This is a genomic window from Bittarella massiliensis (ex Durand et al. 2017), from assembly GCF_017566145.1.
Taxonomy (GTDB): domain Bacteria; phylum Bacillota; class Clostridia; order Oscillospirales; family Ruminococcaceae; genus Bittarella; species Bittarella massiliensis_A.
Genome location: NZ_JABFCL010000008.1, coordinates 1 through 18,995 on the forward strand (window position 1 = coordinate 1; position 18,995 = coordinate 18,995).

18 protein-coding genes are annotated in these 18,995 nt (G+C 63.9%); 4 read left to right on the forward strand and 14 right to left on the reverse strand.

Features of this window, described 5'->3' with window-relative positions; genetic code table 11:
- The 10 genes from HJY11_RS09010 to HJY11_RS09055 all read right to left on the reverse strand — a co-directional run.
- A partial coding sequence (locus HJY11_RS09010; RefSeq protein WP_208075641.1) for an InlB B-repeat-containing protein occupies positions 1–1,904 on the reverse strand: 1,904 nt, incomplete at its 3' end.
- 238 nt (positions 1,905–2,142) lie between these two features.
- Positions 2,143–3,351, reverse strand: coding sequence for an AfsR/SARP family transcriptional regulator (locus HJY11_RS09015; RefSeq protein ID WP_208075642.1), 1,209 nt, complete (start codon positions 3,349–3,351; stop codon positions 2,143–2,145).
- Positions 3,352–3,376: 25 nt separating this feature from the next.
- Positions 3,377–4,444: a type IV pilus twitching motility protein PilT gene (locus tag HJY11_RS09020; protein ID WP_208075643.1), complete on the reverse strand. Its 1,068-nt coding sequence runs from the start codon at positions 4,442–4,444 to the stop codon at positions 3,377–3,379.
- A gap of 40 nt (positions 4,445–4,484) precedes the next feature.
- Entirely contained in the window at positions 4,485–4,946 is a 462-nt protein-coding gene (locus tag HJY11_RS09025) for a hypothetical protein (protein ID WP_208075644.1), read from the reverse strand.
- Positions 4,943–5,380: a hypothetical protein gene (locus HJY11_RS09030; protein ID WP_208075645.1), complete on the reverse strand. Its 438-nt coding sequence runs from the start codon at positions 5,378–5,380 to the stop codon at positions 4,943–4,945. Before HJY11_RS09030 ends, HJY11_RS09025 begins: the two co-directional genes overlap by 4 nt.
- Complete coding sequence (locus HJY11_RS09035; protein WP_208075646.1) at positions 5,377–5,847, reverse strand: DUF4860 domain-containing protein; 471 nt, start codon at positions 5,845–5,847, stop codon at positions 5,377–5,379. The genes HJY11_RS09030 and HJY11_RS09035 overlap by 4 nt, the downstream gene beginning before the upstream one ends.
- Before the next feature lie 34 nt (positions 5,848–5,881).
- A complete protein-coding gene (locus HJY11_RS09040) occupies positions 5,882–6,208 on the reverse strand; it encodes a hypothetical protein (protein ID WP_208075647.1) in 327 nt (108 codons plus the stop codon).
- A gap of 14 nt (positions 6,209–6,222) precedes the next feature.
- Positions 6,223–7,266 carry a type II secretion system F family protein gene (locus HJY11_RS09045; RefSeq protein WP_208075648.1) on the reverse strand — a complete coding sequence of 348 codons (1,044 nt, stop codon included), beginning with the start codon at positions 7,264–7,266 and terminating at the stop codon, positions 6,223–6,225.
- 30 nt (positions 7,267–7,296) lie between these two features.
- On the reverse strand, positions 7,297–8,205 hold the full coding sequence (locus HJY11_RS09050; protein WP_208075649.1) for a transglutaminase-like domain-containing protein: 909 nt from the start codon (positions 8,203–8,205) through the stop codon (positions 7,297–7,299).
- Positions 8,206–8,341: 136 nt separating this feature from the next.
- Positions 8,342–9,532: a coenzyme F420-0:L-glutamate ligase gene (locus HJY11_RS09055; RefSeq protein ID WP_208075650.1), complete on the reverse strand. Its 1,191-nt coding sequence runs from the start codon at positions 9,530–9,532 to the stop codon at positions 8,342–8,344.
- A gap of 126 nt (positions 9,533–9,658) precedes the next feature.
- Between HJY11_RS09055 and HJY11_RS09060 the strand changes: the two genes are divergently transcribed.
- Complete coding sequence (locus tag HJY11_RS09060; RefSeq protein WP_208075651.1) at positions 9,659–10,549, forward strand: LysR family transcriptional regulator; 891 nt, start codon at positions 9,659–9,661, stop codon at positions 10,547–10,549.
- A 55-nt stretch (positions 10,550–10,604) separates the two neighbouring features.
- Here the strand turns inward: HJY11_RS09060 and HJY11_RS09065 are convergent, their stop codons facing one another.
- From HJY11_RS09065 to HJY11_RS09075, 3 genes are all read right to left on the reverse strand, one after another.
- Entirely contained in the window at positions 10,605–11,303 is a 699-nt protein-coding gene (locus tag HJY11_RS09065) for an AlkZ-related protein (RefSeq protein ID WP_208075652.1), read from the reverse strand.
- A 139-nt stretch (positions 11,304–11,442) separates the two neighbouring features.
- A complete protein-coding gene (locus HJY11_RS09070) occupies positions 11,443–12,348 on the reverse strand; it encodes a helix-turn-helix transcriptional regulator (RefSeq protein WP_208075653.1) in 906 nt (301 codons plus the stop codon).
- A 301-nt stretch (positions 12,349–12,649) separates the two neighbouring features.
- Positions 12,650–13,255: a sugar O-acetyltransferase gene (locus tag HJY11_RS09075; protein WP_208075654.1), complete on the reverse strand. Its 606-nt coding sequence runs from the start codon at positions 13,253–13,255 to the stop codon at positions 12,650–12,652.
- 202 nt (positions 13,256–13,457) lie between these two features.
- Between HJY11_RS09075 and msrA the strand changes: the two genes are divergently transcribed.
- Positions 13,458–14,495 (forward strand): peptide-methionine (S)-S-oxide reductase MsrA, encoded by a 1,038-nt coding sequence (msrA, locus tag HJY11_RS09080; protein WP_208075655.1) that lies wholly within the window; start codon positions 13,458–13,460, stop codon positions 14,493–14,495.
- Between the two features lie 370 nt (positions 14,496–14,865).
- Here the strand turns inward: msrA and fucO are convergent, their stop codons facing one another.
- On the reverse strand, positions 14,866–16,020 hold the full coding sequence (gene fucO, locus HJY11_RS09085; protein WP_208075656.1) for a lactaldehyde reductase: 1,155 nt from the start codon (positions 16,018–16,020) through the stop codon (positions 14,866–14,868).
- Between the two features lie 290 nt (positions 16,021–16,310).
- Here fucO and HJY11_RS09090 point away from each other — a divergent pair, with 290 nt between their 5' ends.
- Together HJY11_RS09090 and HJY11_RS09095 are read left to right on the forward strand one after the other, a co-directional pair.
- Positions 16,311–17,039: a Bax inhibitor-1/YccA family protein gene (locus HJY11_RS09090; protein WP_208075657.1), complete on the forward strand. Its 729-nt coding sequence runs from the start codon at positions 16,311–16,313 to the stop codon at positions 17,037–17,039.
- Positions 17,040–17,389: 350 nt separating this feature from the next.
- Positions 17,390–18,901 (forward strand): catalase, encoded by a 1,512-nt coding sequence (locus HJY11_RS09095; protein WP_208075658.1) that lies wholly within the window; start codon positions 17,390–17,392, stop codon positions 18,899–18,901.
- Positions 18,902–18,995 lie beyond the last annotated feature (94 nt).

An 18,995-nucleotide genomic window follows, 5' to 3' on the forward strand; every position in this document is an offset into this window, starting at 1 on the left:
TGCGGGGCCACAGCGGCTTCGCCGTGGTAGACGGTCTGCTGGGCGTCGCCGGAGACGGTGCCGTGCTCGCCGGGCAGGAAGGTGACGGTGTAAGAGGCTCGGTTATAGAGGGCGGTGACGGTCAGTTCGCCGGTGACGTTGGAGAAGTCGGCGTCCCAGCCGGCAAACAGCCAGCCCTCGTCGGGGGTGGCCTGCGGGGCCACAGCGGCTTCGCCGTGGTAGACGGTCTGCTGGGCGTCGCCGGAGATGGTGCCGTGCTCGCCGGGCAGGAAGGTGACGGTGTAGGACAGGTGGGTGGTGGAGGCCTGAAGGGTGAGCTCGTCGCTGATGCGAGTCTCAAAGTCAAAGGCTCTGCCGTCGAGTTGCCAGCCGTCAAAGCGGTAGCCATCGTTTGCCTGGAAAGCGGGGGCGGTCAGCCTGCCGTTGTGAGGAACTGTGAGGGTTGCCTGTTCCACCGTGCCGGCCGCGGTGTCATAGCGCAAGACGACCTGATGGCTGGCCGGGGTGTAGGAGATGGTATAGACGTTCTGGGCGGCCATATTCTCAACCAACACGCTATCGCCGCTGACAGGGGCGCCTTTGTAGTCGGTGATGCCGCCGTAGACATAGCCTACCAGCGTCTTCTTCTCGGGGATGGCAAAGCTGCCGCCCACCGGTACGGAGGTGTGCTGATCCTGGGCGAGAGTGACGGTATTTTCCTGATCGCCGACGAGTTCGGTCACCTGGCCCAACGGTTGGTTGGTCTCGCTGTTGATGTAGAAAAAGGTGACAGTGTTGGTCTGCCGGGCGAACTGGGCCACATAGGTCACGTCGGCAGCCAGGGGGGCTTTGACGGTTTTTTGATCGGCGGGGAGGACGATGGTGTCGCTTCCTTCCTTGGCCCAACCGGCAAAGGTCCAGCCCTTTTTGGCGGTGACAGTGGGGACGTTGATCTTGCCTGCACCGTAGACCGACTGCACAGGGGTGCCGGCGGTGATGGCGCCCTTGGCGCTGTCGTCCACCCGGAAGGTCACGGTGTTTTGACGGGTGCCGTTCACCGCCACGTCGGCGGTGGCGACAACGGTGCCGTCTTTCAGGTGCAGTTGGGCGGTGAGTACGGCAGAGGCGTTGTTGTTTTGCAGTTTGGTGACGGTGTAGACCTCGCCGCTTTTCAAGTTGACACCGTAGTCGTCATTGCCGTCAAAGGTCAGGTAGTTGCCGACGAGATCGGTCTTGCCGATTTCAGCGGTGTAGGCCTCGGGGATGGTGACGCTGCCGAAGTTTTCGACTTTAGGGCAGGCGAGGTAGTCCCGCTCGTTGTTGTTGCGGTCTCTGGTATACGCCTTGACGGAAACTTTGTAGCTGGTGCCGGGTTTCAGATCGACCCGGTTGCCGCCGCCGGCACCGAGGATAAACTGCTGGTCGACCCAGTAGCCGCTGCCAACGCCTTCGAGTTTGTGGTTGCCGTCCAGGGGGTAGGTGATGGTGGTGCGCACCGTCTCGCCCTGGCCCTTGGGAGTGAAGGTGTACTCGATGCGCTGGATGTCGTAGTAGGTGTCGGTGTAGGAGCCGCGCACCAGCTTAAAGCCGAGGCGAAAGCCCCTGTCGCTCACCGTCTTGGCAGCGGTGTTTTCCAGCGAAGGGGAAAGGGAGACGTCCGCGCTCTCTCCGTTTTTGAGGGAGAGGTTGGCGGGGTTGGCGGCCAGGGAGGCAGTCAGCTTGTAGGTGACGGTTTCCATGTTGTGGGGGGTGGTGATGGAGTAGGTCTTGTGGTCAAATTTCACCTCGCTACAATGCCAAGTGGAGTTTTGCTCGGTGACCGAAGAAGAGCCGATGCCGGGCTCGGCCTTGGCAAAGGCCGTGGCGGGAAAGCAGCCCAGTGCCAAAACAAGGGCAGTTAAGCAGGCCAGCACTCGTTTTCTCATTTTGATTCCTCCTCTATTGCAGTGTTCAAGTGTCTCAAAATATGGGATTTCCTCTGTATCTATCCCCATTCTATCGGCAGACGGTCACAGAACCGGTCACGAAACCGAATTTTTTACAAAAAAGGCAGAACAATTTTTAACGGCTGTCAACAGGGGGAGAAGAGGGCGTCGGGCTGCGCCGGCAAACGGGAAAGAAAAACGCCCCGGACAGCGGCGTCCGGGGCGGGAGGGGCGTTTGTCAGACAATGGGGGAGAGCTGGCGTGCCTTGGGCTGGAGCCGCACCCCTTTGGGGGGCTGCTCGGCGGCGAAGAATTTCTGCAGTCGCTCGGTGATGATCTCCACGTCAGAGAACTGGCGCACCGAGAGCATGAGGATGTACTGGCTCTTGGAGTAGCGGGAGAAGACATCTCCCTTGCGCAGGGCTCGGGAGATGGCGCTTTTGAGTTTGAGCATGGCGGTGACATTGAGGTCTTTGGGCAGCACCCCGCCGCCCGGCTTGGTGAGGGTCAGGAGCAGCAGCGCCACGTTGTTGCCCGCCCGCTCGGCGCTGCGGGCCACCATGTGGTAGATGTGTTTGAACATCTCGTAGGGGCAGAAATAGGCGCCGCGGATGGGTCGCTGATCCTTGGTGATCTCGTTTAGATCCTCCTGAATCTGCTGCAGATCCTGCTCGATGAGGTTGGTGCCCTCGCTGGCCCAGAAGTAAATCTGGCGGATCTCGGCGCACAGCCGCTCCCCCAACTCGTCGTAAAAGAGGTTGGCGGTGATGGGATAGTAGTTGAGGATAGCCTTCTTCATCCCCAACTGCTGCATGGCGGTGAACATATAGAGGTAGATGGGCTCCCGCAGGGGTTCGATCAGGTTGGCCTTGCGGCAGATGGCCAGCACCTCCTCGCAGTGCTCGCTCGAGGGGTTCTTGAGCAGTTGGGTACAGACGCGATCCACCGCGTCCAGGTAGAGGTGGCGGTAGTAGACGTTGTACTGCACGATCCACCGCTGGGTGGGGAGGTTTTGCAGCAGGTCCCCCGAGTAGAGGGCAAAAAGGGCCTTTCCCGCCCGGAGAAGTTCGTCGTCGGATGCGCCGGGGCGGGTGATGGCGCGGTAGCACGCCTCGGCTTCGTCGGTGTCCAGTTCCACCGGGAAGCCGGGGGCCAGCTGGTAGCGGTTTTTGGAGCTGTGGATACAGTCCCCCTCCAACCCCGCCGCCCGCAGCTGTTTGCGCAGGTTGTAGATGGCGTTTTTCAGAGCCCCGGCGGGATTTTCTAGATCCTCGTCCTCCCAGAGGGCCTCGATGAGTTGCTCATTGGTCACCGCCTCCTGCCGGTGCAGCAGCAGGTAGGCAAAGGCCTCCGCCGGGCGGCCCAGCCGGCCCTTGCTCTCCAGCAGGACCCGGTCGCCCTGCACGGCGCGCAGTCCCCCAAAGAGACGGACAGTCAATGTGTTCACGGCAATGCTCCTTTCTCCCGCGGGCTTAGCGGCCGGCCTGCAGCTTCTTCTGCATGGTCTCCAAATGGAGGCAGTACATGGCGGCGGTCTCAGCCGAGATGGCCCCCTGTTTCCAGAGTTCCAGCAGGCTTTGATCCATGGTGCGCATCCCCTGGTCGGCCCCGGCGAAGATGGCGGAGTCGATCTGGTGGCTCTTTTGCTCCCGGATCATGTTTTTGATGGCGGGGTTGACCAGCATGATCTCAAAGGCGGGGACCAGCGTTCCGTCCAGAGTGGGGATCAGCTGCTGGCAGATGACCGCCTGCAACACCATGGACAGCTGGACCCGCACCTGCTGTTGGGCGTTGGCGGGGAAGACGTCGATGATGCGGTCGATGGTGTTGGCCGCGCCGGTGGTGTGCAGGGTGGAGAAGAGCAGCTGCCCGGTCTCGGCGGCGGTCATGGCCACCTCGATGGTCTCGTAGTCGCGCATCTCCCCCAGCAAGATGACGTCCGGGCTCTCCCGCAGGGCGGCCCGCAGTGCCCGCACATAGCTGCCGGCGTCGCTGGTGATCTCCCGCTGGGTGACGATGCATTTTTGGTGGCGGTGGATGTACTCAATGGGGTCTTCCATGGTGATGATATGGCCTTCGCGGCTGCGGTTGATGTGGTCCACCATGCAGGCCAGGGTGGTGGATTTGCCGCTGCCGGCGGGGCCGGTGACCAGCACCAATCCCTTGGTCTTTTCGGCGATCTGCATCACCACCGGGGGGATGTGCAGGTCCTCCGGCTGGGGCAGGCCGAAGCGGATGACCCGGATCACCGCCGCCAGGCTGCCCCGCTGGCGGAAGATGTTCACCCGAAAGCGCCCCAGATTTTGAATGGAGAAGGAGAAGTCGTCGTCCCCCTCCAGGGCAAAGTGGGGGGATTGCTCCTTCCCGGCGATCTCGTAGACGGCTTTGACCAACGCCGCCGTCCGGTCGGGCATCAGCCGCTCCCCCTCGGTGCGGACGATGTGCCCGTTTTGCCGAAAGGAGAGGGGGAGCCCGGCGATGACAAAGATGTCCGATGCTCCGCAGTCCACCGCCTGCTTCAAAATTGCTGTGATGTCCATTGGCCTGATACCTCCCGGATGGTTGGATGTGTTGCCGGCCCTAACTTCGGCCGTCCCAGAGGCCCCCCTGGGGGCCGCCCCCCTCCCAGGGGGTGATGAGCTGCCAGCTGCGCACCCGGTAGCGGGTCTCGCCGCCGGTCAGCTCGACGGCGATCTGCAGTTGCCTTTCCCCCTGGTCGCCCAGGGTGGCAAAGAGGGTTTTCCCCTCCCACCGCAGCTGCCCTTCCAACCGCTGGGCGGCCAGGGCCGGCAGAGCGGCGGAGTCTTGGCCCTCTATCTCGAGGAGGAGGGCATCCAGCTGGGCCAGCCACTGCTGGCCCGTCCGTTCCAGGGCGTAGGTGCTGCGGGTGGTCTCGCCGCTGCGCTCGGCCAGTTTGCGGTCGGCCGCGGCGGTGGTGAGGGAGAGCACCGCCAGGGCCGCCAGGCAGATGCTCATCACCACCAGCAAGATGGTCAGGGCCCCGGTCCTCACCGGCTGTTGGCCCGCTGTCTGCCGCCTCACGGCTGTCCCCCCTCTCCCTGCCAGTAGCGGCCGGTCTCCAGGGAGAAACAGGCTCTCTCCCCCCGGCCGGCGGAAATTTGGGCCCGGGCCAACTGGCCGCCGAAGGTCTCCTCCGTCTGCAGTTCCACCAGTACCCAGCCCTCGCCATCGCCCTCACCGAGGGGAAGGCGGGCGGTGTAGTCGCCCCCGTCTTGGGACAGCTGGGCCCCGGCCTCCTGCGCGGCCACCACCCAGCCCTCCAGGGAGGGGGAGGCAGCCAGACGCTCCGCCTCCTCCTCGGCGGCAAATTCGGCCCGGGTCATCTCCTCGGCCAGGCGGCTGTTTCGCAGGGCGGTGGAGAAGAGCTGGGCGATCACTGCGGCGGTGCAGAGGAGGAAAAAGAGGGTGATGGCCGTCTCCACGTAGAAGGCGGCACTTCGGTTGCGGCGGCTCATGGCTCTCCCCCCTCTGTGCTGCGCAGGGCGTAGGTGAAGGCGGCGCCGTCGATCTCCAGGTGGAGGGTGCTCCCCTCCCGCCGGGCGGCAAACTGCCCGGCGGGGCAGACCACCTGGGCCAGGGAGGGGTCGCCCCCCGACCCGGCGGGAAGGTATTCCTCCACCAGGTTGCCGCCGGTCAGGTAGATGCGGGTCTCAAAGACCTCGTCCCCCGCCCGTTCGGAGAGGACCAAGACGTCGCCCGCCGCCCCGTTTTCGACGGCGATTATCCCCGCCTGGTCGCTGCCGCGCAGCTTGGTCAGCAGATAGGCGCGCCCGGATCGAACGGCCTGGTTTCCCTCCATCCCGGCCACCGTGTCCCGGTAACTGGACGAGCCCAGGATCACCAGGAGCAATATGGCCAGCAAAAAGGAGAAAAAGACGGTTGTCGCCGGTACAAATTGGCCCCTCGCCTGCCTTTTCTTCACACCCGATTCCCCCTTCCCCTGACCGCCCTCGCCGTCAGCTCTCTTTTTCCAGCACTTTGATCTGGGGCGCCACATTGGGGGCGAGGATGTTGTAGTCCACAATGTAGCGCCGGTGGTTGATCTGCAGCCCGTAGCGCTCTTCCAAATACTGCAAGTCGGCGGGGTAGGCCCCTTCGACGGCGTAGCACTGCACCACCGCCCGGCGCACCGCCGCTTCGGCCGAGGCGGCCGACTGCCGGTTCAAATCCCCCTGCACCTTGGGCAACAGCAGGAGGCAGCCGGCCAGCAGCAGCGCTGCCAGCGCGAGGAGGAGCAGCCGGACCCGCCCAGCCCGCCGCCGCTGGGCAAACGAGGTGTACACAGCAAAGCCCCCCTTTAGCCGATGGCGCCCATGATGCCGATGAGGGGCAGCATGACCGCCAGGAGGATGACCCCCACCGAGAGGGTGAGGAAGGCTGCCAGCCCCGGCTCAACCGTCGAGAGAGCCCCGTCGATCTGGCGGTCGGACTCCTCCGCAAAGAGGCGGGCGAGGCGGGCCAGCGACTCCTCGCCGCTCCCGCTCTGAAAGCCGCTGACGAGCATCCGGGCGTAGAGGGAGGGGAAGACCTTTTCGGCGTAGATGGCCGGGGCCAAGCCCTCTCCGGCCTCCATCCGCTCCCGGCAGCGGGCCAGTTTGGCCCCCAAGAGGGGGTGATCCACCATCTCGCTGGAGACGGCCATGGCCCGGTCGGTGTCCACCCCGCTGGCCAAAAAGGTGCTCAGGGCCGAGGTGAAACGGGCCAGGGACACCTGATAGGCGACCCCCTTTGTCAGGGGGAGGCGCCGGGCCAGGGCGGCCAGCCGCTGCAATCCCCGGGGGCGCTTCATCATCTGTAGCCCCGCCAAGAGGAGGACTGCCAGGACCAGGGTGATGGCCAGCACCGCCCAGGCGACCCCTTTGGCCGCCGACATGTACCCAACGGAGGAACCGGTCAGGTCCCCTGCCAGCTGGGCGTAGACGCCGGAGAAGACCGGCAGCACCTCAAAGACCAAAAAGAGCATCACCGCGGTCATCAAAACCAGCATCACCGTGGGGTAGACCACGGCGCTGCGCAATTTTTTTTGCAGGGCGTCCTGGCCCTCGTAGTAGGCGGCCAGCCGCTTGAGGACCTGTTCGGTGCGCCCGGCGATCTCGCCCACCTCCACCATGTCGCTCAAATAGTTGGGGAAACAGCCCGCTGCCCGCAGGGAGGCGGGGAGGGAGTGGGTCTCTTCCAGACAGTCCAAAACCCGCCGCACCCCCTCCTGAAAGGGGCCGGGCTCTATGTCCTCACAAAAGAGTTCCAGCGCCTCGCCGGAGGGGATGCCAGCCCCCAGCATCATGGATAGATTCTCGCAAAACAGGCTCAGCTCCAGGTCGTTTAACAGCGTCTGTTTCATCTGCCGCCTCCTCTTTTTCTCGCGCACATGTCAGTACACATAGCGGTCGACATAGTTTTTGCCGTCGCCCACAAAATCCTTTAAATCCGCTCCCCCGGCGGCGAAGGTGGTGTCGATGCGCACCCAGTTGCCGGCCTCCACCTGAAACTCCACCGCGATCCAGCCCGACTCCTCTAAATAGATCAGATTCCAGGCGTGGTAGAGGTCGTTTGGGGCCACGTAGCCGGTGACGAGTTTGGTGGGGATGCCCTGGCTGCGGAGCATGGCGGCTGCCAGAGCCGCGTAGTCGTAACAGATACCGGTGCCGCTCTCCAGGGTCTCGTCGGGGTCGGGGGTGTAGCCCTTGGGGACAGTCTCCGCCTTCTCCACGTCGTAGCGGATATTTTTTACAATGTAGTCGTAAATGCTGTTGATCACCCCGATCTGGCTGGTGTCCTCCGCCGACAGCTGGGCGGCCTTGGCCACGCAGGCGGATTGGGGGGTGTAGTCGACCTGGACGCTGGGGCGGAGAAAGGGGGCGAACTCGCTTGCGAGCCGCACCTGCCGGGCGGTGGAGAGAAGCTGGGCGTACCGGTCGCCGGTGGTGTTTCGCATCACCCGAAAGGTGTATTCGCCGTCCCCCATCTGCAGGGGGTAAAAACAGGGGGTGCCGTCGTTTGCCAGGTCGTAGTTGTAGGTCTCCTCCCCTTTGAGCACCTGGAATTTCAGGCGGGCGCTGTGCCTGGCCCGCACCGCCACATAGCCGTCGGCCAGGTTGGTCAGGTCGATTTCGGCCCCCCCGCCCGAGACCGCGTCGCTGCCGTCAAAGACCGTCTCGGCCAGCGGGGGGCGCCGGTAGCCTCCGGCGGGGTGGCTCTCCCGCTGGGAGCTGTCGCCGTTACAGCCGCCAAAGAGGAAGAGGGCGGCCAGTGCGGCGGCAAACAGTCGTCTGTACTTCAATGGGGCCCCCCACCTCCTCCCGGCGTATATACATTCAGTATAGCACAGTTGTGCGGCCGGCGCCACGCTCTTTTTGGGGGAAAACAGAGAGAGGGCGCCCCCAAAAGGGCGCCCTCTCAAGGCCGTGTGGCGGGCCTTATTTGGCGTAGTTGTCGAAGTAGTTTTGCACCAGCACCACCGGGGTGCCCTTGTCGCCGCTGCCGGAGGTCAGGTCGCACAGGGAGCCGATGAGGTCGGTCAACCGGCGGGGGGTGGTGCCCTGGGCGGCCATGTCGCCCACCAGTTTGTCCTTCTTGTGGGCGATGCGCTCGCGGATGGCGGCCTGCAGCTCCTCGCCGCTGAGGTCGGCGAAATCGTTGTCGGCCAGGTACTTCAGCTTGACCTCGTTGGGGGTGCCGTCGAGTCCGGCGGTGTGGGCGGGGGAGACCACCGGGTCCGCCAGCTCCCAGATCTGGCCCACCGGGTCTTTAAAGGCGCCGTCGCCGTAGACCATCACCTCGATCTGCTTGCCGCTGCCCTCGCGCAGCAGATCGGCCACCCGCTGGACAAAGGCGTCGCAGTCCCGGGGGAAGAGCTTTACCGAGGTCTCGGTGGCCTTGTTGGAGCCCAGCAGGCCGTACTGCTCGTTGTAGCCGCAGCCGCCGATGCTCTGGTTGAGGATGTCGCTGAGGGCGCAGACCGCCTCGGCCCCGGCCTCCTTCAGCTGGCGGCAGGTGCGCTGCCGGGTGTGGATGTCACAGGCCAGCACCCGCTTGGTGTATGGCAGGATGGCGGCGGGTTTATTGGCCAGTACGATCTGGGGCTCGGCCCCGCACTCGCGGATGATCTGGGCGTAGTAGTCCAGGTAGTCCACCCCGGTGAAGGGGTGCAGCACGGTGCCGAACTTCTCGTGAAATTCTTCGGCGGTGAGGACGTCGCTCCAGGGGTTGATGCCGGCCTCTTCCAGCCGGTCGATGTCGATCAGGTGGTTGCCCACCTCGTCGGAGGGGTAGCTGAGCAGCACCGTCACCTTTTTGGCGGCTTTGGCGATCCCCTTGAGGCAGACCGAGAAGCGGTTGCGGCTGAGGATGGGGAAGACCACCCCGATGTGCTCGCCCCCCAGCTTGGCCTGCACGTCGGCGGCAATGTCGTCGATGGTGGCGTAATTGCCCTGGGTGCGGGCCACCACCGACTCGGTGATGGCCACCACGTCCCGGTCGTGCAGGGCGAAGGGCTCGCCCGCGGCGGCGTCCAGCACCGACCCGGCCACGATGGCGGCCAGGTCGTCCCCCTCTTTGACGATGGGAAGTTTGATCCCTCTGGATACGGTGCCTACGAAGTTACTCATCTTGCCTCTCCTTTTTTGGCGGGCCCAAAAGCCCGGTTTACAAACAACTGCTCTACCAGTATAATGCAATTGTATATATAAGTAAAATATCTTTTCATAATACAATTCATAAGGCGGTCTAATAATATGGAGGTCAAGCTAGAACACTATCGGGTTTTTCGCGAGGTGGCGCGACAGGGGGGCTTTTCAGCGGCGGCGGGAAAGCTCTTCGTCTCCCAGTCGGCGGTGAGCCAGACGGTCAAACACCTGGAGAGCCAGTTGGGGGTCCCCCTCTTTGACCGGCGGGGGAAGCGGCTCTCCCTCACCAGCGAGGGGGAGTTGCTCTACGGATATGTGGACGCCGCCCTCAAAACCCTGGAACAGGGGCAGCAGAGCCTGCGGGAGCAGCAGAACCTGGAACAGGGGCAGCTGCGGGTGGGGGTGTCGGACACCATCTCCCGCTTTGTGATCCTGGGCCAGCTGGACCGCTTTCACCGGGAATACCCCCACATCCGGCTGGTGATCCAAAACGGGACCTCCATCGAGGCGGTGGAGATGCTGGCCGAGCGCAGTGTGGACCTGGCTTTTGTCAACTCTCCGGTGCGGGATCAGCGGGTGGAGGAACACCGCTTTTTCCGGGTTCACGACGCCTTTCTGGCCGGGCCCCGCTACCCTCTGCCCCAACACCCCCTCACCGCCGCCGAGGTGGCGGCCCTGCCGCTGATCTTGCTGGAGCGCAAGTCCAACGCCCGGCGGCTGGTGGACGACTGGTTTGCCGAGCAGGGGCTGCCCATCTCCCCGGAAATCGAGTTGGGCTCCCACGATCTGCTGTTGGACTTTGCGCGCATCGGCCTGGGGGTCTGCTGCGCCATCGAGGAGTTTGCCGAGGACTACCTGCGCCGGGGGCTGGTGGTGAAACTGCCGGTGGATTTCTCCCTGCCGCCCCGGCACATCAGCTGGTGCAAACTGCGGGATGTCTCCCTCTCCCCCAGCGCCAAACGGTTTGTCGACTTCATCGGCGGCCGCTACGGCTGGTGACAGAAAAGCGGTCCGGGCCAGGCGGCACCGCCTGTTCCGAACCGCTTCTTTTGCCCTACCCGCGGATGAATTTCTGCACCTTTTTGGGGGGCGCTCCGGGGTTGAGGCGATAGACCTGGCGGGCGATGGCCTCCTCCGCCTCCTGGGGGGAGAGGGCGGCCGCCTCGCGAAACAGCTCGCCGCCCCAGAAGTGCTCGGCGGTGCAGAAGGCGGCCGAGGGCCAGCCGTATTCCTCCCCGGTCTGGGAGCGCTTTTGCTGCCGGCCGCAGACGGTGATGTAGAGCCCCATCTGCAACTCCGCCAGGGCCCGCTCAAAGGGGGCCTTTTCCCGGGGGGAGAAGCCGGCGCAGCGCTTGAGCTCGTGGGCGGGGAGGCTGCCGGCCGCCAGCAGCGCCTCGTAGACCCGCCTGGCCTCCCGGCTGATTTGCCCCTCCTCGTAGGCCTCGAAAAGGGTCAGGCCGCGCCGGCGGGCGGCGAGGAAATAGGGGTACCAGGCCCGGGTGATGTAGCCGCTCTTTTTGAAAAACACCTTGCCGTAGGCGATGTCGTCGCGCTCGCGGAGCACCCGCATCCGCCACTCCCAGGGGTCGGTCTCGGGGTCGCCGGTGTGCCAGCGCACCGGGGTGTCGTAGGGCGGGGCCTCCCGCCAATCCCAGGGCACCAGGGTGTAGATGCCCTCGGCATTGCTGCCACCCAGGGCAAAGCCCGCCGCCAAAAGCCCCTCCACAAAGTCGCCGTAGCCGTAAATCTTCACCGCTTTTCCCTCCTCATTCTCTCTGCCCCAGGCCCGGCTGCTGCTGGATGCCGGACACGGGCGGGGCGTCCCCCTGCACGGAGCCGCCGTCGTTTCCCCCTTATCGTAGCAGGGCGAACAGGACAACAGTCTGTCCTGTTCAGCAGTGGCGGGCGGCAATTTTTTCGGCCTCCTGGCGCACCCGCTCCCTCATCTGGGGCGGGTCGAGCACCTCAGCCCCGTCCCCGAAGCTGAGAAACCAGGACAGGGCCTCCTCCGGCCCGGCAAACCCCCAGCGGGCCAGCAGGCGGCCGTCCTCTGCGACGGAAAAGGAGTCGGGGCCCCGCTCCTCCACCAGCCGGTACTTGGCCGCCGGGCGGTAGAGGGCGGTGACCAGGTAGTCATCGCGCATCTGGTTGCCGAAAAGGCGCTTTTCCGCCGGCACCGGGCGGGGGGCAAACCCCTCTCCGACGGGGGCCAGGTCCCAGAGCCGCCCCAGCTTGTAGAGGCGAAAGTCCTGCCGCTGGGTGCAAAAGCCGAAGAGGTACCAGTCCGACCACTTGAAGACCAGGCAGTAGGGCTCCACCCGCTTGTCGGCCTCGCCCTTGCCATAGTAGTAGTGAAAGCGCACCAGTTCCCGCTGGGCGATGGCCCGGCGCAGCAGCTCGATCTTTTCGGACAGGCTGTCTCTGTAAAAGGACGCCAGGTCGATGACGAGATCGCTGTCGGGGGAGAGGGGGGATTCCCCCCGGGCGGAGACCTTCTGCAAAAACCGATCGGCCGAGGAGGTCTTGCTGACGCTGTCGAGTCCCCGCAGCCCGGCGAGGATGCACTGCAATTCGCCGGGGCTGAGCAGCCGCCGGTCGAGCTTGTAGCCGTCCATGATGGCGATCCCCCCGCCGCCGCCCCGGGTGCTCACCAGGGGGATGCCCGCGCGGCAGAGGGCGTCTACATCCCGCTGGATGGTGCGCCGCGACACCTCAAAGCGGGCCGCCAGCTGGGGCATGGTGGCCCGGTCGGTCTGTAAGAGATAGGTCAAAATGCCCACCAGGCGATCTGCTTTCACGCTGTCACCCCGCCGTCAGATTGGATGGGGGCTGTATCCCCCTGTGGAGAGTGTACGGCATTCCCGGCAAAATGACAAGCGCCGCTCCCCTTGTTCCCCGGCCGCCTGATCGCAGAAAAGGGGGGCCGCTTCGCGCCGGCGGCAAATACGCCCAACTGTGGTGGCTCCGGGGACAATGCTACACAGAGGACCGGGCGGCCGGGTCGGGCGCGAGGGAATAACCTGTCCGCCGGGGGAGAAAATGAAGGGGAAGGGCAAAAAAACCTGAAGCGGCTGCTCCAGGCTTTTGATAAATGGGGTGTCAGAGGGGGCGTTCCACCCGGTCGTCGTCGGTGATGGGGTGGATCACCCGGCAGGGGACGCCGGCGGCCACCGACATGGGGGGGATGCTCTTTAAAACCACGCTTCCCGCGCCGACCACCGAGCCGCGGCCGATGCGCACCCCGGGGCCGATGAAGCAGTTGGCGCCGACCCAGACGTCGTCCTCAATCACCACCGGCTCCAGGGTGACGGTGGTGCTGCCGTCGGGGCCGTAGCGCTCGTCCGGGTGGATGGGGTGGCGAAAGGTGCAGACGGTGACGTTGGGCCCAAAGAGGACCCGGTCGCCGATGTCGATGCGCTCCCCGTCCAGGAGGATGCAGTTGTAATTGGCGTAAAACTGCCGGCCGATGTGGACGTTTTCGCCCTGGTCACAGTAAAAGGGAGGGGTGATCAGCTCCCGCTCGCCGATGTCGCCCAGCATATCCTCGAGGATCTGCCGCCGCCGCTCCAACTCGTCGATCCGGGTTTGGTTGTAGTCGTAGAGCAGTTGGCCGGGCTTGAATGCCTTTTCCCACCATGGCTTGGTGTAACCGCCGTAGTTGTCCCGCAGGGGAGGGGTGTCGTACATCTCTCTTCCGCCTTTCATTTTTTTGTCCTGCCGCCAGGGATCGCAGCCGCTTTTGCCGTCGCGCCGCACAAAACGCCGCGAAGCCGACAGAGGGCGGGGGCAAGCGCAGCTTGCGCATCTGCCTGGCCATCCCTGGTATAATAGCTGCTGTGCGGCTATTATACCATATTTCTCTGCCGGTGGGACCCGGTTTCAACGCTTTTAAGGAGGTTTTAAAGAGATGAGACACCGCTTCTTTTCCGCCCGGGAGCCTGTGCGCCCGGCCCCCCTTTCGGCCGAGGGGGACGCCGTCTGTCTGGCCGGCGGCTGCTTTTGGGGGTTGCAGAAGTACCTCTCCCTCATTCGGGGAGTCACGGCCACCCAGGTGGGCTACGCCAACGGCTTTAGCGAACACCCCAGCTACGAGGCGGTCTGTTACGGCAACACCGGCCACGCCGAGGCGGTGATGGTGCGCTACGATTCGGCTGTCCTCCCCCTGGAAAGGCTGCTGGACTGCTATTTCGAGGCGGTAGACCCCACCATTCGCAACCGCCAGGGGGGCGACATGGGCAGCCAGTACCGCACCGGCATCTTCTACACGCGGGAGGGAGACCTCCCCGCCATCCGCCGGGCGGTTGCGCGGGTACAGGCCCAGTACAGCGCCCCGGTGGTCACCCAGGTGGAGCCGCTGAAGAACTATGCCCCGGCAGAGGCGTATCACCAGGACTATTTGCAGAAAAATCCCCAGGGCTACTGCCATATCGGCCCCGCGCAGTTTCGCCGGGCCGAGGCGGCCAATCCCCCACCCAGAGAGGTGGGGGAGCGGGGTTGGAAAAACCCGCCGGAGGAGGTGCTGCGGGAGGAACTGCCCCCCCAGCAGTACCGGGTGCTGCGCGAAGACGGCACCGAACCCGCCTTTGAAAACCCCTACTGGAACTTTTTTGACAACGGCCTCTACGTGGACGCCGCCACCGGCCAGCCCCTCTTTCTCTCCTGCGACAAGTTTCCCTCCGACTGCGGCTGGCCCGCCTTCTCCCGCCCGGTGGAGGAGGCGGCGCTCACCGAGCGCCGGGACGATCGCTTTGGCATGGAGCGGGTGGAGGTGCGTTCCCGGGGGGGCGACAACCACCTGGGCCACCTCTTTGACGACGGCCCGGCGCAGGCGGGCGGCCTGCGCTACTGCATCAACAGCGCCGCTCTCCGCTTCATTCCCCGGGAACGGATGGGGGAGGAGGGCTACGGCAGCTATCTCGCCCGGCTGGAGAGGCGGGAGAAGTGAGGGCGCGCCCCTTCGAACCGCCGTTTTGCCACCTGGGCGAGGGGACGTCTTGGGGGCACTTGCTGTGTGCAGAGGGGCGCTCTCCGGCAATTTCACAGGGGCGGGGAGGGCGCGGTAAAATCGCCGGCGATGCTGCCCCCCTCTTTTTCGGCCGGGTCAACGATCCGGCACCGGTCGGCCTGCGGGGGTGGCCCTTCCACACAAAAGATACCGCCTATGGCCCGGCGATCCCCTGTGTTGCCGTGTTTGCTGCGGATTTGTCAGCTGGCGGCGGGTGCAGACCCGGCGGAATAAAGCCTGAGAGAGCGAAAAAGGACTCCCCTGCAGGGGAGCCCTTTTGTTGACGGGGAGATGCGGACCTGAAGGGGGGTTAAAGCATCGCTTTCAGCAGTTCCTCCAGTTCGCTCTGGGTCGTCTCCCGCGGGTTGTCGGCGGTGCAGACGTCGTTCATGGCCTGCTGGGCCAAGAAGGGAAGGTCCTCCGCCTGGACGCCCAGGGCGCTCAGGTTGGCGGGTACCCCCAGGTCGGCCCCCAGTTGGCGCACCGCGTCGACTGCGGCCCTGCGGTATTCCTCCGGCGACATGTTGGCGGTGCCGTGCACCCCCATGGCCTTGGCGATGTCGCGGTACTTTTCGCCGGTGGAGGGGGCGTTGAATTCCATCGCCCAGGGGAGGATGACCCCGTTGGTCAGCCCGTGGGAGGTGCCGTAGACCCCGCCCACCGCGTGGGCCAGGGAGTGGACGACGCCCCGCCCGGCGTTGGAGTAGCCCATCCCCGCCAGGTGCTGGCCCAGGGCCATGCTGCTGCGGGCCTCCGGGTCGTTTTCAAGGGCAGCTCCCCGCAGCGATTGGCCGATGAGTTCCACCGCCTTGAGGGTGAAGATGTCGCTCATGGGCCAGGCGCCCTTGCTGATATACCCCTCGATGGCGTGGGTCAGGGCGTCCATACCGGTGGCCACGGTCAGGTCTTTGGACATGCCGGCCATCATATCGGGGTCGACAATGGCCACCACGGGGATGTTGTGGGGGTCGTTGCAGACGATTTTGCGGCGGTTTTTCACGTCGGTGATGGTGTAGGAGGTGGTCACCTCGGCGGCGGTGCCGGCGGTGGTGGGGACCGCCACGATGGGCACGGCCTGATTGAGGGTGAGGGGCCGCCCCTCCAGCGAGAGGACGTCGTCGTAATCGGGGTTGTTGGCGATGATGCCGATGGCTTTGGCAGTGTCCATGACGCTGCCGCCGCCGACGGCGATCATGAAGTCGGCCTTGACAAAGTGGTAAGTCTGCACCCCGTGCTGCACGTTTTCAATGCTGGGGTTTTGGTGGATGTCGTCAAAGAGGCTGTATTTGATCTTGTTCTCGTCCAGAATGTGGGTCACCCGCGCCGCCACCCCCAGGCGGATCAGGTCCCGGTCGGTGACGATGAGCGCCTTTTGCCAACAGTGCTCCCGCACCTCATCGGGGATTTTTTCGATGGCCCCAGGCCCGAAGTAGGACGTTTCGTTGAGCAGCATTCTCTGAATCATTTGTCAAACCCTCCCGCTGTTATTTGTGTTGGGATTTGGATCCTCTCAACACCTTTAGTGTAGTATATATATGATAACAAACTATTAACAAAAATGAGAAATGTAGACAGAGTACACATATTTTTTCTAAAAAGACACCGAACTTTTGCGGCGTTTTTTATGCAGATTGGGGGAGAGGAGAGCTGCTCCAGCCCTTTTGGTTTGGGGGGAAGTCTGCTATAATGGAGCAAACTGCCGGGCGGCCAGCAGCTCCCGGACGACTAGACCCTGTGAAAAAGGAGAGAGAAACCATGTACGATACCCAGACCGGCGAATGGATCGAGCCCGGCAAGGAGCCGATTTCCGCCCCCTTGCAGAGGGAGCCCGTCTACAAGCACCTGGCGGCCACCTTTGGCTGGATGTTTCTGGCCCTGGCCGTCACCTTTGTCACCTCTTATGCGGTATATGCCACCGGCGCCCTCTACTATGTCTTTGCCAGCCCCTACCTGCTCATCGCCATGGTGGTTGCCAAACTGGTGATGGTGGCGGTTCTCAGCCGCAACCTCTACAAGTTCAGCGTGGGGGCGGCCCGAGTCATCTTCCTGGCCTACGCGGCCACCACCGGGGTGGTGCTCTCCTCCCTCTTCCTGCTCTACGACGTGCCCAGCGCCATCCTCCTTTTCCTGGCGGCCTGCGTCTACTTTGGGGCGATGGCGGCGGCGGGGCTCATCACCAAAAAGGATGTCTCCGGTCTGGGGGGCTTGGTGGCCTGCGGCCTCATTGGGCTGCTGGTGATGACTGTTTTGTCGATGGTCTTTCGCCTCTCGGGACTGGACATCGCCGTCAGCTTCATCGGTCTGGCCCTCTTCATGGGCATCACCACCTACGACGCCAAGCGGGCCAAGGACTACTATTACAGCTTTGAAGGCGACGGGGAGATGTGCAAGAAAATCTCCATCTACTCGGCGCTGAACCTCTATCTCGATTTTATCAACATCTTCCTCTACTTGCTGCGGCTGTTGGGCAAGCGCCGGAAGTAGGGCGGCAGATTTGTGAGGGCCCGCCGGACAGGGGCGATCCCTGTCTCCCCCGATGCGCCGGATCTGCTTGCCTTGGGGGGGGCTCTCCCCCAAGGGCGGACAGAGGGCTGTCCTTCCCAGGGGCGGTTTGCCGCTCCGCCGCCCGCCATCTCCCCAACGCCTGACAGAGAAAGCGCCCTGCTTCCACCGTGGAGCAGGGCGCTTTCTCTGTCAAAAGAAAAGATTTTGTGGGCTATTCTAAAAAATCTGTATAAATTTTGTCTAATAAACAATTGAAAAGGGGGGATTAAGGGAATAAAATAAAAACAGAAGCTGTCACACCACTGGACCAGATAGGGGAGGAATCGAAAATGGACGTTCAAAACTTGACCAATGAAGTGGGCGCGCCGGTAGCGGAGAATGAGAACTCACTGACCGCGGGCCCCCGCGGCCCGGTGATGTTGCAGGATGTTTGGCTGCTGGAGAAGTTGGCTCACTTTGACAGGGAGGTCATTCCCGAGCGGCGGATGCACGCCAAGGGCTGGGGGGCGTACGGCAGGCTGACGGTCACCGGCGACATCTCCCGCTACACCCGGGCAAAGGTGCTGCAGCCCGGCGCAGTGACCGACCTCTTTCTCCGCTTTTCCACTGTGGCGGGGGAGCGGGGAGCTGCCGACGCCGAGCGGGACATCCGCGGGGTGGCGGTGAAATTTTACACCGAGGAGGGCAACTGGGACCTGGTGGGCAACAACACCCCCACCTTCTTTCTGCGGGACGTCCACAATTTCCCCGACCTCAACCGGGCGGTAAAGCGCGACCCCCGCACCGGCATGCGCTCGGCGCAGAACAACTGGGATTTCTGGACGCTGCTGCCCGAGACCTTCCACCAGACCACCATCGTCATGTCCGACAGGGGGATCCCCGCCTCCTTCCGCCACATGCACTTTTACGGGGAGCACACCTTCTCCCTCTACAACGGGGAAAATCAGCGGGTTTGGTGCAAGTTTCACTTCAAGACCCAGCAGGGCATCAAAAACCTCACCGACGCCGAGGCGGAGGCGGTGGTGGCCAAGGACCGGGAGAGCCACGGCCGGGACCTCTATGAGTCCATCGAGCGGGGCGAGTATCCCCGCTGGACCATGTACGTGCAGATTATGACCGAAGAGCAGGCCAAAAACCACTACGAAAACCCCTTTGACATCACCAAGATTTGGAGACACGGGGAATTCCCTCTGATCGAGGTGGGGGTGCTGGAGCTCAACCGCAATCCCGAAAACTACTTTGCGGAGGTGGAGCAATCCGCCTTCACCCCGGCCCACGTGGTGCCGGGCATCGGCTTCTCGCCGGACAAGTTTTTGCAGGGCCGGCTCTTTGTCTACGGCGACGCCCAGCGCTACCGGCTGGGGGTCAACTACAACCAGATCCCGGTCAACCGGGCCCGCTGCCCGGTGAGCGACTACCACCGGGACGGCGCCATGCGCACCGACGGCAACTACGGTGGCGCGCCGGCCTACTCCCCCAACAGCCAGGGGGCCTGGGCGGCCCAGCCGGGGGTGATGGAGCCGCCGCTGGACCTGTCGGGGGCCATGTACGCCTACGACCCCAAAGACGATCCCACCGACGACTGCTTCCGCGCCGGGGGCGACCTCTGGCGGGTGATGACCCCGCAGCAGCGCGATCTGCTCATCGAGAACACCGCCAGAAACATTGAGCCGGTGAGCAAAAACGTCAAGTACCGCCACGCCGTCCACTGTTACCTGGCGGATTTGGAGTATGGCCGCCGCATCACCGAGGCCATGGGGCTGGACTTCGAAAAGGTAAAGACCCTCTCCCGCCTGCCCCACCAAAAGCTGGTGGAGGCCACTTTGGGGGAGATGGAGTAGAAAAAAGGGACTCGGCGCGTTGGCGCCGGGTCCCTTTTAGGGTCGATCGGGGGCTGGTGAGGGTTGGTCTATTGTGCGCCCGCCCTCTGGCGAA

Excerpts from the sequence above, each read along its gene's own strand:
- HJY11_RS09020 (WP_208075643.1), bottom strand. The coding sequence starts at position 4,444 with ATGGACATCACAGCAATTTTGAAGCAGGCGGTGGACTGCGGAGCATCG.
- fucO (WP_208075656.1), bottom strand. The coding sequence starts at position 16,020 with ATGATTCAGAGAATGCTGCTCAACGAAACGTCCTACTTCGGGCCTGGG.
- HJY11_RS09045 (WP_208075648.1), bottom strand. The coding sequence starts at position 7,266 with ATGAAACAGACGCTGTTAAACGACCTGGAGCTGAGCCTGTTTTGCGAG.
- HJY11_RS09055 (WP_208075650.1), bottom strand. The coding sequence starts at position 9,532 with ATGAGTAACTTCGTAGGCACCGTATCCAGAGGGATCAAACTTCCCATC.
- HJY11_RS09095 (WP_208075658.1), top strand. The coding sequence starts at position 17,390 with ATGGACGTTCAAAACTTGACCAATGAAGTGGGCGCGCCGGTAGCGGAG.
- HJY11_RS09090 (WP_208075657.1), top strand. The coding sequence starts at position 16,311 with ATGTACGATACCCAGACCGGCGAATGGATCGAGCCCGGCAAGGAGCCG.
- msrA (WP_208075655.1), top strand. The coding sequence starts at position 13,458 with ATGAGACACCGCTTCTTTTCCGCCCGGGAGCCTGTGCGCCCGGCCCCC.
- HJY11_RS09075 (WP_208075654.1), bottom strand. The coding sequence starts at position 13,255 with ATGAAAGGCGGAAGAGAGATGTACGACACCCCTCCCCTGCGGGACAAC.
- HJY11_RS09060 (WP_208075651.1), top strand. The coding sequence starts at position 9,659 with ATGGAGGTCAAGCTAGAACACTATCGGGTTTTTCGCGAGGTGGCGCGA.
- HJY11_RS09030 (WP_208075645.1), bottom strand. The coding sequence starts at position 5,380 with ATGAGCCGCCGCAACCGAAGTGCCGCCTTCTACGTGGAGACGGCCATC.